Below are 14,276 nucleotides of genomic sequence, written 5' to 3'. Positions count from 1 at the left end.
GCAAGGATCCTTAAGTCGGCGACACCAAACCTGTGCCGCCGGCCATTCAGACAGGGAGAGGGAGCATGCGGGCAGCAGAAGTCAACACCGCCGAGGATGCCGTAAAGCTGATACGCGCGCGGGACGTTAAGGACATCAAGGTTGCGGTTTTCGACAGTGACGGGATCATGCGCGGCAAGTACATGTCGCGCGACAAGTTCCTCTCGGCACTCGAGGGCGGATTCGGTTTCTGCGACGTGGTGCTGGGGTGGGATTCCCACGACCAGATGTACGACAACACAACCTTTACCGGGTGGCATACCGCCTATCCCGATGCCCTGGTGCGTATCCTGCCGGAGACCTGTCGCGAGCTGCCGCTCGAGGACAACACCCTGCTGTTCCTGGGCGAGTTCGCCGAGCGCGGCGAAGCTGTCTGTCCGCGCGGTGTTCTGCGCCGCGTGCTGAAGCGCGCCGCCGACATGGGCCTTGTCTCCCATGCCGCCTGCGAGTTCGAGTTCTTCCTGTTCGACGAGACGCCCCAGAGCATCCGCGAGAAGAACTACCAGAACCTGCAGTGCATCACGCCGGGCTTCTTCGGCTATTCGGTCCTGCGCAACTCCGTGTTCTCGGAGTTCTACCAGGACCTGCTGCATATGGGCCGTGAAATGGACTTCCCCATCGAGGGCCTGCACACGGAAACCGGTCCCGGCGTGCTGGAGGCCGCCATCGCTGTGGACGACGCGCTGTCCGCCGCCGACAAGGCTGCACTGTTCAAGACCTTCACCAAGATCCTGGCCCAGCGCAACGGCTGGATGGCCACCTTCATGGCCAAGTGGTCACCGGACTGGCCGGGTCAGAGCGGCCACATCCATATCTCGCTGAAGGACGCCAAGACCGGCGAGCCCGTCTTCCACGATCCTTCCAGGGAGAACGCCATCAGCGACACCATGCGCCATTTCATCGGCGGCCAGCAGAAGCTGATGCCCGAACTGCTGGCGATGATCGCCTGCACTGTGAACAGCTACACGCGCCTCATCCCCGGCTTCTGGGCGCCGACAGCCGCCACCTGGGGTTTCGAGAACCGCACCACGGCCCTGCGTGCTATCGGCGGCTCGCCCAAGGCCCAGCGGGTCGAGTACCGAATTGCCGCCGCCGACATCCATCCCCATATTGCCCTTGCAGCCGCCATCGGATCCGGCCTCTGGGGCATCGAGAACAAGGTCGAGCCGTCAGCGCCCGTGGTGGGCAACGCCTACGAGAAGAAAGCCCCCCGCAGCCAGCAGCTGCCGCGCACCCTGACCGAGGCGGCCGAACGGCTGCAGCGTTCGAAGGCGGCCAACGAACTCTTCGGCAAGGACTTCGTCGAACACTACGCGGCCACCCGGGAATGGGAGGACCGTGAGGCCCGCAAGGCCATCACGGACTGGCAGCTGAACCGCTACTTCGAGATCATCTAAGGGACCTTTCATGACTGAAATGCTGAGAACCGTCAGCCCCGTGGACGGAAGCGTCTATGTGGAACGCCCGCTTGCCGACGAAGGCGAGCTGGACCGCGCCCTGGAGCGCGCCCGCCAGGGCCAGCGCATCTGGCAGACCACCCCCGTCGAGAAGCGCTGCGCCATCCTCGGCCGCGCCATCGACTACCTGGTGGAACGCGGGGACCAGCTCTCCGAGGAGGTCGCCTGGCAGATGGGGCGCCCGATCGCGCAGGCGCCCGGCGAGGTCGGCGGCATGGAGGAGCGCGCCCGGCACATGCTCGAGATCGCACCCGAGGTCCTGGCCGACATCCGACCAACGCCGAAGGAGGGCTTCACGCGCTTCATCCGCCGCGAGCCCCAGGGCATCGTTGCCATCATCGCGCCCTGGAACTATCCCTTCCTGACTTCGGTCAACGCCGTGATTCCGGCACTCGCCGCCGGCAATGCCGTCATCCTCAAGCCCTCGCACCAGACACCGCTCAGCGCCGAGCGCTATGCCGAGGCCTTCGCCGCCGCCGGCCTGCCGGAAGGCGTCTTCCAGCCCTTGCATCTCTCGCATCCGGTCTCCGAGAAGATGATGGCCGACCCGCGCGTGAACTTCGTCTGCTTCACCGGCTCGGTGAAGGGCGGCCATACGGTGCAGAAGGCAATCTCCAACCGTTTCGCCGGCGCCGGCCTCGAGCTGGGCGGCAAGGACCCCGCCTATGTGCGCGCCGACGCCGACCTGCAGCACGCCGTGGACAGCCTGGTGGACGGCAGCTTCTTCAACTCCGGCCAGTCCTGCTGCGGCATCGAGCGCATCTATGTGGACGCCGGGCTCTACGACCGCTTCGTCGAGGCCTTCGTGGAACAGACCCGTGGCTATCGCCTGGGCAGTCCGCTGGACGCTGAGACCACCATCGGCCCCATGGTGCGCCCGGCCGCCGCGGATTTCGTGCGCGGCCAGGTGCAGGATGCCGTGAATGCCGGTGCCCGCGCCCTGGTGGATCCGGCCGAGTTCCCTGCCGATGAAGCCGGCTCCGCCTATCTGGCGCCGCAGGTGCTGGTGGACGTGACCCACGACATGCGGGTGATGCGCGAGGAAACCTTCGGTCCTGTGGCCGCCATCATGAAGGTGACCTCCGACGAGGAGGCCATCTCGCTGATGAACGACAGCGACTTCGGCCTGACCGCGGCGGTCTGGACCTCTGACAGCGAGGCGGCCCTTCGCATCGGCGATCAGGTGGAGACCGGCACCTTCTTCATGAACCGCTGCGACTACCTGGACCCGGCGCTCGCCTGGACCGGTGTCAAGGACTCCGGACGCGGCTGTACGCTCTCGCGTCTCGGCTACGAGTCGCTGACCCGACCCAAGTCCTTCCACCTGCGCACCAAGCTCTGAGCCGTGGCCGCGTCGCCTTCGAGAGGATCCCCGCAATGACCGAACTATCCGGAAACTGGAGCTACCCCACAACCATCTGGGCCGGACCCGGACGCATCCACGAGCTGCCCCAGGCCTGCCGCCAACTCGCCATCACGCGCCCGCTGCTGATCACCGATGCCGGGCTTAAGGACAGCCCGATCGTGCAGGAAACCCTCTCCATCGCCGAAAGTGCCGGCCTGCCCACCGGCCTCTTCGCCGAAGTGAAGGGCAATCCCATCGGCGAGAACGTGGACGCCGGCGTGCGCGCCTATCACGAGGGCGAACATGACGGCATCATCGCATTTGGCGGCGGCAGCGGCCTGGATGCCGCCAAGGCCGTGGCCCTGATGGTCGGCCAGACCCGCCCCATCTGGGACTTCGAGGACGTGGGCGACAATTGGACGCGCGCCGATGCCGCGGCCATCGCCCCGGTCGTGGCCGTGCCCACCACCGCCGGCACCGGCTCCGAGGTCGGGCGGGCCTCGGTCATCACCAACGAGGCCACGCACGAGAAGAAGATCATCTTCCACCCTCGCATGCTGCCCGCCGTCGTGATCGAGGATCCGGGGCTGACCGTCGGCCTGCCGGCCAAGATCACGGCCGCCACCGGCCTGGATGCCTTCGTGCATTGCTTCGAGGCCTATTGCGCACCCGGATTCCATCCCCTGGCCGACGGCTTCGCGATCGAGGGCATGCGGCTCATCAAGGAATACCTGCCGCGCGCCTACACCAACGGCGAGGATATCGAGGCGCGCGCCAACATGCTGGCTGCGGCCAGCATGGGCGCGTCGGCCTTCCAGAAGGGTCTCGGCGCCGTGCATGCCATTGCCCATCCGCTGGGCGCCCTCTACGACACGCACCACGGGCTCACCAACGCGATTCTGCTGCCCTACGTCATGCAGTACAACCGGCCGGCCATCGCCGAACGGATGGACCTGGTGGCCCGCGTCCTCGACCTGCCGAAGGGCGGTTTCGAGGGCGTGCTCGACTGGGTGCTGGCATTCCGCGAGCAGATGAACATTCCGCACACCTTGTCCGAGATCGGTGTCGATGCCGACCGTAGCGCCGAGATCGGCCGCATGGCCATCGCGGACCCCTCCGCCGGTGGCAATCCGCAGAACCTGACCGCCGAGACCCTGGAGCGCATCTTCCTGTCGGCCCAGAGCGGCGAACTGCGGGAGGCCGTGTAATGGCCCGGCTGCGCATCCTGGTTGTGGACGGCAACACGCCGCAGCTCAACGATGCGCATGCCGCCCTGGGCGGCACGCGAACGGCGGCGCACTACATCTCCGTCCTGAACGCCCTGCGCGACGACCTCGAATGCGACAGCGTCCATCCCGCCGATGTAAGCGTGAACGATCTGCCCTCCAGCAGGCAGCTGGCCGCCTATGACGGCATCGCCTGGACGGGCTCCGCGCTCAATGTCTACAACGACGAACCGGAGGTGACGCGTCAGGTCGACCTGGCCCACGCCGCCTTCGCCTCGGGCACGCCGATCTTCGGCAGCTGCTGGGGCCTCCAGGTCGCCGCGGTGGCTGCGGGCGGAAAGGTCCGGGCCAATCCGCTGGGCCGCGAAATCGGCTTTGCCCGCCGCATCCGCCAATTGGTATCCGGCGGCGAGCATCCCCTGCTGTCGGGCAAGGATCCGGTCTTCGACGCCATCTGCGTCCATCTAGACGAGGTCTCGGTGGAACCGCCGGGCATGACCGTGTTGGCCACCAACGAGGTCAGCCGCATCCAGGCCGCCGAGATCCGTCACGACAACAGCACCTGCTGGGCGGTGCAGTATCACCCGGAGTACGACTTCCACGAGATCGCCACCGTGATGCTGCGCTATCGCGAGCGCATGCTCGCCGACGGCTTCTTTCCCGACATACCGGCCCTGGAGCGATTCACGGACAACCTCAAGGCCCTGCAGGCCGATCCGGCGCGCAAGGACCTGGGCTGGCTCTACGGGCTCAACGCCATGGTCCTGGACAGGCCCACCCGCAATCGCGAGCTGGCCAACTGGCTGGAGCACCTCGTCCTCCCCACGGCTCGTGAACGAGGCCGCTGGCCAACGTCCGTCTGATGGCGTATCTAGCGTACCTTCCAACTGCAACGGGTTGATTATTTACAGTAACCCGTTCCACAATGCAGCCGCGAATCGGGGGTGATCCCGATGATCGCTCGGGCCAGGGAAGGCGGCCCGGAACGGGGGGACTATGAAGGCGTGTGGATATCTTCGGGCTGCAGTGGCGTGCGCTCTGGCCGTCGCAGTCACGGGCTGCGGACTCGCTGAAGCACCGATGATCGATCCGGCGGGACCGCAGGCCCTGGCCGAACGCGACCTGCTGTTCACCGCACTGGGCCTGATGCTCATCGTGGTGATCCCGGTCTTCCTCATGACCTTTCTCTTCGTCCTGCGCTACCGCAGTTCCAACCGCAAGGCGAAGTATGCTCCGGAGTGGTCCTATTCGGGTCCCATCGATGCCGTCATCTGGATCGTGCCGGCGCTCATCGTCATCGCGCTGGGCATCCTGCTGTGGAACGCGACGCACGCGCTCGACCCCTACAAGCAGCTGCACACCCAGGAAGAGGCGCTCGAGGTCCGGGTCGTGGCCCAGGACTGGAAATGGCTGTTCATCTATCCCGAGCAGGACATCGCCTCGGTAAACGAGCTGGCCTTTCCCAGTGACCGGCCGCTCAGCCTGCGCATCACCTCCGACACCGTGATGAATTCGTTCCATGTGCCTGCGCTCGCCGGCCAGATATATGCCATGGCCGGCATGCAGACGCGGCTCAACCTGCTGGCCGACGAACCCGGCACCTTCATGGGGCGCAATGTCCAGTACAGCGGCGACGGCTTCTCCGGCCAGCACTTCACCGCCGTGGCCAAGACGCAGGAGGACTTCGAGGCTTGGGTGGACCAGGCCCAGAATTCCTCGAATCCGCTGGACGCCGAGGCTTACAAGTCGCTTGCCGAACCCAGCAGCGATCATCCCGTCACCTACTATTCGGGCGTCGAGAGTGACCTGTTCCGGAACATCATCGCGAAATACGCCGCCCATCCCGCCAACAGTCATCACGACCCCCGCTAGCCCGACCCCGGAGCCCCAGGAATGCTAGGTAAACTGACACTCGACGCATTGCCCTTCTACAGCTGGGTCGCCATGGGCGGGGCGAGCCTGATCGTCTTCGGCGGCCTGGCCGTGGTCGCGCTGATCACCTGGTTCGGGCTGTGGCGCTATCTCTGGAGCGAGTGGCTGACCAGCGTCGATCACAAGCGGGTCGGCATCATGTACATCGTGCTCGCGCTGGTCATGCTGCTGCGCGGATTCGTCGATGCCATCATGATGCGCGCCCAACAGGCCTTTGCCCTGGACTCCGAGGGCTACCTGCCGCCCGAGCACTTCGACCAGATCTTCTCCTCGCACGGCACGATCATGATCTTCTTCATGGCCATGCCGTTCCTGTCGGGGCTGATCAACGTAATCATGCCCCAGCAGATCGGCGCGCGGGACGTGGCCTTTCCCTTCCTGAACTCGCTCAGCCTCTGGCTGAGCGCCGCCGGCGCGGCCCTGGTCATGATCTCGCTGGTCCTCGGCACCTTCTCCACGGCCGGCTGGACCGGCTACCCGCCCTATTCGGGCATCGCCCACACCCCCTCGGTGGGGGTCGATTACTGGATCTGGGCCATCCTGATCAGCGGCGTCGGCACGACGCTGACCGGAATCAACTTCGTGGTCACGATCCTCAAGCGGCGCGCGCCGGGCATGAAGCTGATGCGCATGCCACTGTTCACCTGGACCGCCTTCTGCTCCAGCCTGCTGATGATCTTTGCCTTTCCGGCGTTGACCGTCGTGGTCTCCATGCTGGCCCTCGACCGCACGCTCGGCATGCATTTCTTCACCAATGCCGACGGCGGCAACATGATGAACTACATCAACCTCTTCTGGATCTGGGGCCACCCGGAGGTCTACATCCTGATCCTGCCGGCCTTCGGCATCTTCTCGGAAGTGGTGGCCACCTTCTCGCGCAAGCGCCTGTTCGGCTACACCTCCCTGGTCATCGCCACGATGGCGATCGGCCTGCTCTCCTTCACCGTCTGGCTGCACCACTTCTTCACTATGGGCTCGAGCGCCAGCGTCAACGCCTTCTTCGGTGTCGCCACCATGGTCATCGCGGTGCCCACCGGCGTGAAGGTTTTCGACTGGCTGCTGACCATGTACCGCGGCCGCATCGAGTTCCCGCCGCCCATGCTCTGGACGCTCGGTTTCATCGTGACCTTCGTCATCGGCGGCGTCACCGGCGTGCTGCTGGCCATGCCGCCGGTCGACTACCTGATGCACAACACCACCTTCCTGGTCGCCCATTTCCACAACATGCTGATCCCGGGCGTGCTCTTCGGCTTCTTCGCCGGCTACATGTACTGGTTTCCCAAGATGTTCGGCTTCACCCTCGACGAACGCTGGGGCGCGCGCGCCTTCTGGTGCTGGATCATCGGCTTCTACCTAGCCTTCATGCCGCTCTATGTGCTGGGCTTCATGGGCATGCCGCGCCGGTTGGAGCAGTACAACGTGCCGGAGTGGCAGCCCTACCTGATCGTCGCCGCGCTGGGCGCCGTCGTCATCCTTGGCGGCATCGCCTGCCTGATCATCCAGCTGGCGGTCAGCATCCGTACGCGCCACGAACGGCTGGACCCGACCGGCGATCCCTGGGACGGACGCACCCTGGAGTGGCTCACCGATTCGCCGCCGGCGCCGTACAATTTCGCTGTCCTGCCGCAGGTGGAGAGTATCGACGCCTTTCACGAAATGAAGCGCCAGGGCACGGCCTATCGCCGGCCAGACGCCTATGCCGACCTGGAACTGCCCAAAAACACGGCGTCCGGCGTCGTTCTCGGGGGTCTCGCCTTCCTGCTCGGCTTCGCTGTTGTCTGGCACATCTGGTGGCTGGCGATCCTGTCTCTGGCGGCGGTCGCAGCCGTAGTGATCGCGCGCGCCTCCAATGACGACACCGAGGCTCCGCTTCCAGCCAGCGAAATCGAAAGGATGGAAACCCGCCGCCATGAGCTGATGCAGGCAGAGGCCCGCAAGGCGGACCGGAATGCCGGCAGATCCGCGCCCGGCACCGACTCACTGCAGGGAAGCCCGTCATGACCGCCCAGGCCGCAGCCCACCCAATGCCCGCAGAGACCGACCACGCCGACATCTACGAAGAGAAGACGCTCGGCTTCTGGCTCTACATGATGAGCGACGCCGTCATTTTCGCGCTGCTGTTCGCAACCTATGTGGTGATGGCCGGCAATATCGCCGAGGCGCCCTCGCCCCAGAGCCAGTTCAGCCTCTCCCATGCCTTCGGGGAGACCATGCTGCTGCTCACCAGCAGCCTGACCTTCGGACTGGCAAGCCTGGCCCTTGCCGCCGGTCGCCGGCGGCTCCTGCAAGGCCTGCTGTTCGTCACCTTCCTGCTCGGTCTGGGCTTCGTGCTGATGGAACTGGTCGAATTCCAGAGCATGATCGCCGCCGGCGCCGGACCCGATCAGAGCGGCGCCCTCTCCTCGTTCTTCGTGCTGGTGGGCACCCACGGACTGCATGTCTCCGTCGGACTGGCCTGGATCCTGGTCATGATGGCCCAGGTGACTTTCAAGGGGCTCACCGCCCCCGTGGCCTCGCGCCTGGCGCGCCTGGGCCTGTTCTGGCATTTCCTGGATATCATCTGGGTGGGCATATTTTCCGTGGTCTATCTGCCGGGAGTGATGGAATGACAGACTCGTCTCCCAACGATTCCGCACGGCCAGCCCTGCCGGGGCTGAAACGCTATCTTACGGGCTTTGCCCTGGCGTTGGTCCTGACGCTCATCCCCTTTGGCCTGGTTGCCACCGGCGCCCTGCCGCCGACGGAAACCCTGCTCGTCATCGCCGGTGCAGCCGTGGTCCAGATCCTGGTTCACCTGCGCTTCTTCCTGCATCTGGGCGTCACCACGACCCCCCGCGAAACACTGCTGGCCATCGCCTTTGCCTCGGTCCTGATCTTCATCATGATCGGCGGCAGCCTGTGGATCATGTTCGATCTGCACCAGCGCATGTTCGCCTGAAACCGGCCCGGGCGCTCCTCGCCCCCTATTCCGAAACGGGTCCGCTGACTCCGGCCTCTTCGAAGGTGGCCATGCCGTTGTGGCAGTCGGCCGCCGACTGCAGCAGCTGGATGGCCAGGGTGGCGCCCGAGGCCTCGCCGAGCCGCATGTCCAGGTTCAAGAGCGCAGTCTTGCCCAGAGCCTCCAGCAGGCGGGCATGCCCCGGTTCGCGCGAAAGATGCCCAACGACGCAGTGGTCGAGGGCGCGGGCGTCGGCGGCATGCAGCACGGCCGCGGCGGCAGTGCAGGCAAAGCCGTCCAGCACCACGGGAATGCGCCCCATGCGACAGGCCAGGATGGCGCCGGCGATCGCCGCCAGCTCCAGCCCGCCCAGGCAACGCAACACCTCGAAGGGATCGCCGAGCGCCGCCTTGTTGGCCTCCAGGCCGGCGGCCACAACCTCCGCCTTGCGCGCCAGGCCGGCCTCGTCCACGCCGGTGCCGTGACCCACCCAGGCCTGGGGCTCGCCGCCGAAGAGGGCACAGCAGAGCGCGGCCGCCGAGGTCGTGTTGCCGATGCCCATCTCGCCCATGGCCATGACATCGAAGCCTTCCTCCACGGACATCATGCCGTAGGAGATGGCCAGCGCGCAGTCTTCCTCGTTCATGGCCGGACCCTGGGTGAAATCACCGGTCGGCTGGTCCAGGGCCATTTCGTAGACTCTCAGATCGGCGCCCAGGCCGCCCGCCAGCTGGTTGACCGCACCCCCTCCGTTGATGAAGTTCTGCACCATCTGTTCGGTCACGCCGGCGGGATAGGCGGAGATGCCGTGGGCGGTGATGCCGTGGTTGCCGGCGAAGACCGCCACGCGCGGACGCTCCATGGAGGGACGTCCGCGCCCCTGCCAGGTGGCCAGCCAGACGGCCAGTTCCTCCAGCCGCCCAAGCGCACCGACCGGCTTGGTCAGTTGGGACTGGCGCTGCAGGGCGGTCGTGCCTGCCTCCATGTCCGGGCCCGGCAGTTCCGGCAGCAGCTGCCGGATCTCGTCCAGGCTGGCGGTTTCGTCCTGGGGCTCGCTCATGCTTCATCCTTGTCCCGGCAAGGGTGTTCCACCCGGGCTGCCGTGTTTGTATGCTTGCGCTCTGGCTGTTCGGGGACTGTCCTACAGGCACCCGTGCCTTTACAAGGATGTTTGCCAAACAATCCTGTCAATCACGGCGGTTGGTCCCGGAACACCTCCGGGACAGGAAGGTTGAGAAATGCTGAAGGAGTGGAGTCGCGACCTCGCGCTGGCGCTGGAATTCCTGACACGGCTGCCGATCACCCTGCGCGGCTATTCCGATGCGGCCGAACGCACCCGGGCGCTGCGGGCCTATCCCCTGGCCGGCCTGCTGATCGGTCTTGCCGGCGGTGCGATCTACGCGCTGGCCATCTGGGTGTCGCTGCCGCCACTGGTAAGCGCCCTGCTGGCACTTGCTACCATGATGAAGCTCACCGGCGCCCTGCACGAGGACGGACTGGCCGACATGAGCGATGCGCTTGGGGCTCCAGTGGAACGGGCCCGACGGCTGGAGATCATGCACGACAGCCGCATCGGCACCGCCGGCGCACTGGCCCTGATCGTCACCGTGGCCGTCAAGGCCGCCGCCCTGGCCGAACTGGCCGAGATCGAGGAGGTCGTCGCCGCGCTCATCATCGCCGCGGCCGCCTCGCGGGCCGTCCTTTCGCTGGCCGCCTTTTTCACGACCCCGGCCCGCAGCGACGGCCTGGGGGCGGCCATGGGCGAACCCTCGGGGGCTGTGGTGCTCTGGGCCTGCGGCCTGGCCGTGCTGATTTCCCTGCTTTTCAGTTCTTTCGGCTTTACCTTTGCGCTGCTGGGCCTTATCGCCCTTTACTGTCTTGTCTTCCTGATCGTCGTGCGCAAGGTCTTCGGCGGCTATACGGGGGACACGATGGGCGCCCTGCAGCAGACGGTGGATGTGCTTGTCCTGCTGACGGCCGCCGCCTGGTAGACGCAAAAGCACGGAACGGTCATGAACAAGACAACGCGCTGGTGGTGGATTCGCCATGCCCCGGTCAACAGCGGCGGCATTATCTACGGCGACAACGACGTGGACTGCGACTGCAGCAATCCCGTTCTTTTCCGCACGGTGGCCGACCAGCTTCCCCGCGACGCGCTGTGGGTCACCAGCCAACTGCGCCGCACGCGACAGACCGCCGAAGCTTTCGCGGCGCATGCCGGTCTCGACCTCACCGATCCCCTTGTGGAACCACGGCTGGCCGAGCAGGGATTCGGGGACTGGCAAGGCCTGAGCCACGACGAACTCCGCGCACGCGAGGAGTTCGACTGGCATCGCTTCTGGATCGCACCGGCGCGCACCCGACCGCCCGGCGGCGAGAGCTTCGCCGATCTGATGGAGCGCGTCCGCACGGCCATGAGCGACCTGCTGCAACAGAATGCCGGGCGGGACATCGTCTGCGTCGCGCACGGCGGTACGATCCGCGCGGCCCTCGGGGTGGCGCTGGGCCTGGAGCCGGAACGCGCCCTGCGCTTTGCGGTTGATAATTGCTCTTTGACACGCATGGATCACTTCTCCGACACGAACGAGCCCCCACATGATGTGTCAGCGGAAGATTCCTGGCGCGTCTCGCTGGTCAATTTTCCGCCGCAAAGCTAAGCTTTGATTGCAGACAGACACCGGGGACTCATTCACAAGGGACACACCAATGCACGCTCTGGCCGCAACCCGAAGAATGCACAGTTTGAACGCTACGCGCCGCAGCATCACGCTGGCGCTCTGCTTCCTCCTGACTCTCATGGCCGCGCTCTTCCAGCAGGTGGCAACCGCGGCCGCCGACCAGCGCCAGGATGCAGCAGACATCGTCACATCGGCCGAGACAACGCTGAGCTCCATGCTCCGCGATCCCGAGCAGGGCGAGCTCGCCAACTACATCCGGCAGGCGGAGGCCGTCCTGATCTTTCCGCGACTGCTCAAGGGCGGCTTCATCATCGGCGCCGAAGGCGGCAACGGTGTCCTGGTGGTCAAGGGCGACGACGGCGAGTGGTCCTCGCCAGCCTTCTACACCCTCGCCTCCGGCAGCATCGGGCTGCAGATCGGCGGTCAGGTCTCCGAGGCCGTCTTCACCGTCATGAACAAGGCAGCGGTCCAGTCCATCCTGGATGACCAGGTCAAGTTCGGCGGCGATGTTTCCGTCGCCCTCGGCCCCATGGGCAAGGGCCTTGGCGCCAGCACCACCACCAACCTGGATGCCGATATGCTGGCCTTCTCACGTACCGAGGGCCTGTTTGGCGGCGGGGCCCTGGAAGGCGCTGGCATGTTCCGCAAGGACGGCCTGAATGCCGCCTATTACGATGCCGCCGGCGTGGAGCCGCAGCAGATCGTGATCGACCGCGACTACCACAACCCGCAAGCGGACCGACTGCGCGATGCTCTGCGCGAGGCGACCACCGAGCAATAATGCCTCTCGACAGGTCGGCACGGGATGCCGTGGCGCTTTGCCGCAGAGGATGCCGCCGATTTGCGGCTGATGAAGACGGACACCGGTCTTAAATAAGGCACAGATCCATGAAACGGCTGGTTCGAACCCTGGAAAACCGATGAATTCCCGTCTTCTCAGGCGTGCCCTGATTATCTTCGCTGCCGGCCTCATCCTGCTGCTGCTCGGACTGGCGTCTGCCTGGTACCTGCGCGAGCCGGCACCGCCCAAGCAGAGCCGGATTGACGGTCCCAGCTCTGCAGAAGCGAAGATCGGCGGTCCCTTCGAACTGACAGACCAGAACGGCGAACTACGCCGTGCCCGTCACTTCTCGGGCCAGTACATGCTGATCTACTTCGGCTTCACCTTCTGCCCGGATGCCTGTCCCACCGCCTTGACGAACATGACCCAGGCGCTGGACATGCTGGAGGAGGAGGCGCAGACCAAGGCCGAACAGGTGGTCCCGATCTTCATCACCGTCGACCCTGAGCGCGACACGGTGGAGGAAATGGCCTCTTATGCCGAGCATTTCCATCCTGACCTGGTGGCGCTGACCGGCACCAGGGACCAGATTGCCGCGGCGGCCAAGCAATATCGCGTCTACTACGAGAAGGTCGAAACCGAGTCGGCCGGCGAGTACCTGATGGACCACTCCTCCCAGATCTATCTGATGGGGCCCGAGGGCAAGTACCTGACGCACTTCACCCACCAGACCCCCGCTGACGAGTTGGCTGCCGGCCTGGAACGCTACGTGAAATAGCCCGCCGACCGGAGAGTGCCCGCCTCTTCTTACGCCGCCTGTGCAATCCAGCGCTCCAGGCGCCGGACCAATTCCGATGGATCTCCGTTGAGCTGCAGGATCTTCACACGACTCTTCGTGCCCGAAACGAGATCGATGTCGCGCTTGCGCAGCTTTAGTTCGGTGGCCAGGAAGGCGATCAGGGCCGTATTGGCAGCGCCTTCCACGGGCGGCGCCTTGAGGCGCAGCTGCAGCAGGGCGCGCCCCTCGGCATCCCGGACAACTCCCTCCAGCATATTGCGGCTGGCCCGCGGAGTCAGGCGCACCCGGAGTCGCAAGCCGTCTGATATCCTGCTATAGGGCCGCTCCCCTGAACCCACATCGGTCTCCTGTCGGTCTCTACCAGAACGCGCACTCCATTTCGGGCCGGAGGTGGACCCGCACGGCACCACTCTTCGTCCCGGGCATTACGCCGGAAACAAGACTCCCTGCCAAGTTCCAGCACCTCGACCCGCTAGACCGAGCCAAGTCCCTGCAGTCTGTGACAAAAATCACACATTCCCGCTTTGCGCATCTGCAAGTCGGTGTTAGTGTTCGGATTCGAACGTTTCGCGCAACCGGTCTGGGGTCTTGCCCAGCAAAGCATCTTGGCCGTGTGCGTTCGTGCGATCACAAATAGGGGGGCACAGATGTACAAGAAGATTCTGGTTCCGGTAGATCTCACCCACGCGGAGAATCTCACCAAGGCCCTCGACGTTGCTTCTGAGCTGGCCAAGCAGTGGCAAGCACAACTTTGCTACGTCGGGATAACTCCTGAGACACCCTCGCCGGTGGCTCACTCACCCGAAGAGTTCGGCAGGAAACTTGCCGCCTTTGCTGAGAAACAGGGCCAGAGCCACAACGTCAAGACGGACTCGATCTATTACGTCTCGACTGATCCGGCGATCGATATCAACAAGATGCTGCGCAAGGCCATCGAGGAGTCGGGCGCCGACCTCGTCGTCATGGCCAGCCACATACCCAACGTACTGGATTACGTCTGGGCCTCCCATGGCGGCTGGATCGCCGAGCATTCCGACACATCGGTCTTCGTCGTGCGCTGAAACGCACGCTCTCGACAGAC

General features: G+C 65.1%; 15 protein-coding genes. 13 read left to right on the top strand and 2 right to left on the bottom strand.

All coding sequences use genetic code 11. From position 1 onward, the window contains the following. Positions 1-65: 65 nt before the first annotated feature. The 8 genes from ACFOW6_RS10205 (at position 66) to cyoD (ending at position 8,937) form a co-directional block, all read left to right on the top strand. Complete coding sequence (locus ACFOW6_RS10205) at positions 66-1,436, top strand: glutamine synthetase family protein (protein WP_382422258.1); 1,371 nt, start codon at positions 66-68, stop codon at positions 1,434-1,436. A gap of 10 nt (positions 1,437-1,446) precedes the next feature. Further along, complete coding sequence (locus tag ACFOW6_RS10200) at positions 1,447-2,838, top strand: aldehyde dehydrogenase family protein (RefSeq protein ID WP_382422257.1); 1,392 nt, start codon at positions 1,447-1,449, stop codon at positions 2,836-2,838. Positions 2,839-2,873: 35 nt separating this feature from the next. Beyond that, positions 2,874-4,049, top strand: a complete 1,176-nt coding sequence (locus tag ACFOW6_RS10195) for an iron-containing alcohol dehydrogenase (protein WP_382422256.1) — start codon at positions 2,874-2,876, stop codon at positions 4,047-4,049. Then, a complete protein-coding gene (locus ACFOW6_RS10190; protein WP_382422255.1) occupies positions 4,049-4,930 on the top strand; it encodes a type 1 glutamine amidotransferase in 882 nt (293 codons plus the stop codon). Before ACFOW6_RS10195 ends, ACFOW6_RS10190 begins: the two co-directional genes overlap by 1 nt. 133 nt (positions 4,931-5,063) lie before the next feature. Beyond that, positions 5,064-5,939, top strand: a complete 876-nt coding sequence (cyoA, locus tag ACFOW6_RS10185) for a ubiquinol oxidase subunit II (RefSeq protein ID WP_382422254.1) — start codon at positions 5,064-5,066, stop codon at positions 5,937-5,939. A 21-nt stretch (positions 5,940-5,960) separates the two neighbouring features. Beyond that, the gene (cyoB, locus tag ACFOW6_RS10180; protein WP_382422253.1) at positions 5,961-8,000 is read left to right on the top strand and encodes a cytochrome o ubiquinol oxidase subunit I; all 2,040 of its coding nucleotides are present in this window, start codon (positions 5,961-5,963) and stop codon (positions 7,998-8,000) included. Then, complete coding sequence (cyoC, locus tag ACFOW6_RS10175) at positions 7,997-8,608, top strand: cytochrome o ubiquinol oxidase subunit III (protein WP_382422252.1); 612 nt, start codon at positions 7,997-7,999, stop codon at positions 8,606-8,608. The genes cyoB and cyoC overlap by 4 nt, the downstream gene beginning before the upstream one ends. After that, positions 8,605-8,937, top strand: coding sequence for a cytochrome o ubiquinol oxidase subunit IV (cyoD, locus tag ACFOW6_RS10170; protein ID WP_382422251.1), 333 nt, complete (start codon positions 8,605-8,607; stop codon positions 8,935-8,937). Before cyoC ends, cyoD begins: the two co-directional genes overlap by 4 nt. A gap of 25 nt (positions 8,938-8,962) precedes the next feature. On the opposite strand, the gene cobT is transcribed toward cyoD, so the two are convergent. Continuing rightward, the gene (gene cobT / locus ACFOW6_RS10165) at positions 8,963-9,997 is read right to left on the bottom strand and encodes a nicotinate-nucleotide--dimethylbenzimidazole phosphoribosyltransferase (RefSeq protein ID WP_382422250.1); all 1,035 of its coding nucleotides are present in this window, start codon (positions 9,995-9,997) and stop codon (positions 8,963-8,965) included. A 178-nt stretch (positions 9,998-10,175) separates the two neighbouring features. Between cobT and cobS the strand changes: the two genes are divergently transcribed. The 4 genes from cobS (at position 10,176) to ACFOW6_RS10145 (ending at position 13,174) form a co-directional block, all read left to right on the top strand. After that, the gene (cobS, locus tag ACFOW6_RS10160; RefSeq protein WP_382422249.1) at positions 10,176-10,928 is read left to right on the top strand and encodes an adenosylcobinamide-GDP ribazoletransferase; all 753 of its coding nucleotides are present in this window, start codon (positions 10,176-10,178) and stop codon (positions 10,926-10,928) included. A gap of 21 nt (positions 10,929-10,949) precedes the next feature. Then, a complete protein-coding gene (locus tag ACFOW6_RS10155) occupies positions 10,950-11,594 on the top strand; it encodes a histidine phosphatase family protein (RefSeq protein ID WP_382422248.1) in 645 nt (214 codons plus the stop codon). Between the two features lie 85 nt (positions 11,595-11,679). Next, entirely contained in the window at positions 11,680-12,396 is a 717-nt protein-coding gene (locus ACFOW6_RS10150; protein WP_382422247.1) for a lipid-binding SYLF domain-containing protein, read from the top strand. A 139-nt stretch (positions 12,397-12,535) separates the two neighbouring features. After that, positions 12,536-13,174 (top strand): SCO family protein, encoded by a 639-nt coding sequence (locus ACFOW6_RS10145; RefSeq protein ID WP_382422246.1) that lies wholly within the window; start codon positions 12,536-12,538, stop codon positions 13,172-13,174. 29 nt (positions 13,175-13,203) lie between these two features. On the opposite strand, the gene ACFOW6_RS10140 is transcribed toward ACFOW6_RS10145, so the two are convergent. Beyond that, complete coding sequence (locus tag ACFOW6_RS10140; protein WP_382422245.1) at positions 13,204-13,491, bottom strand: DUF167 domain-containing protein; 288 nt, start codon at positions 13,489-13,491, stop codon at positions 13,204-13,206. Between the two features lie 351 nt (positions 13,492-13,842). On the opposite strand from ACFOW6_RS10140, the gene ACFOW6_RS10135 reads away from it, so the two are divergent. Beyond that, positions 13,843-14,256: a universal stress protein gene (locus ACFOW6_RS10135; RefSeq protein ID WP_382422244.1), complete on the top strand. Its 414-nt coding sequence runs from the start codon at positions 13,843-13,845 to the stop codon at positions 14,254-14,256. The last annotated feature ends 20 nt before the right edge of the window (positions 14,257-14,276 follow it).

It is taken from the genome of Fodinicurvata halophila (assembly GCF_042651425.1).
GTDB classification, from domain to species: domain Bacteria; phylum Pseudomonadota; class Alphaproteobacteria; order Kiloniellales; family DSM-21159; genus Fodinicurvata; species Fodinicurvata halophila.
Note: the sequence above shows the minus strand (reverse complement) of the source record. Positions and strands in the feature narration are given on the sequence as shown.

What these genes read in the sequence shown, in the direction of transcription:
- ACFOW6_RS10205 (WP_382422258.1), top strand. Translation starts at nt 66, where the DNA reads ATGCGGGCAGCAGAAGTCAACACCGCCGAGGATGCCGTAAAGCTGATA.
- ACFOW6_RS10200 (WP_382422257.1), top strand. Translation starts at nt 1,447, where the DNA reads ATGACTGAAATGCTGAGAACCGTCAGCCCCGTGGACGGAAGCGTCTAT.
- ACFOW6_RS10195 (WP_382422256.1), top strand. Translation starts at nt 2,874, where the DNA reads ATGACCGAACTATCCGGAAACTGGAGCTACCCCACAACCATCTGGGCC.
- ACFOW6_RS10190 (WP_382422255.1), top strand. Translation starts at nt 4,049, where the DNA reads ATGGCCCGGCTGCGCATCCTGGTTGTGGACGGCAACACGCCGCAGCTC.
- cyoA (WP_382422254.1), top strand. Translation starts at nt 5,064, where the DNA reads ATGAAGGCGTGTGGATATCTTCGGGCTGCAGTGGCGTGCGCTCTGGCC.
- cyoB (WP_382422253.1), top strand. Translation starts at nt 5,961, where the DNA reads ATGCTAGGTAAACTGACACTCGACGCATTGCCCTTCTACAGCTGGGTC.
- cyoC (WP_382422252.1), top strand. Translation starts at nt 7,997, where the DNA reads ATGACCGCCCAGGCCGCAGCCCACCCAATGCCCGCAGAGACCGACCAC.
- cyoD (WP_382422251.1), top strand. Translation starts at nt 8,605, where the DNA reads ATGACAGACTCGTCTCCCAACGATTCCGCACGGCCAGCCCTGCCGGGG.
- cobT (WP_382422250.1), bottom strand. Translation starts at nt 9,997, where the DNA reads ATGAGCGAGCCCCAGGACGAAACCGCCAGCCTGGACGAGATCCGGCAG.
- cobS (WP_382422249.1), top strand. Translation starts at nt 10,176, where the DNA reads ATGCTGAAGGAGTGGAGTCGCGACCTCGCGCTGGCGCTGGAATTCCTG.
- ACFOW6_RS10155 (WP_382422248.1), top strand. Translation starts at nt 10,950, where the DNA reads ATGAACAAGACAACGCGCTGGTGGTGGATTCGCCATGCCCCGGTCAAC.
- ACFOW6_RS10145 (WP_382422246.1), top strand. Translation starts at nt 12,536, where the DNA reads ATGAATTCCCGTCTTCTCAGGCGTGCCCTGATTATCTTCGCTGCCGGC.
- ACFOW6_RS10135 (WP_382422244.1), top strand. Translation starts at nt 13,843, where the DNA reads ATGTACAAGAAGATTCTGGTTCCGGTAGATCTCACCCACGCGGAGAAT.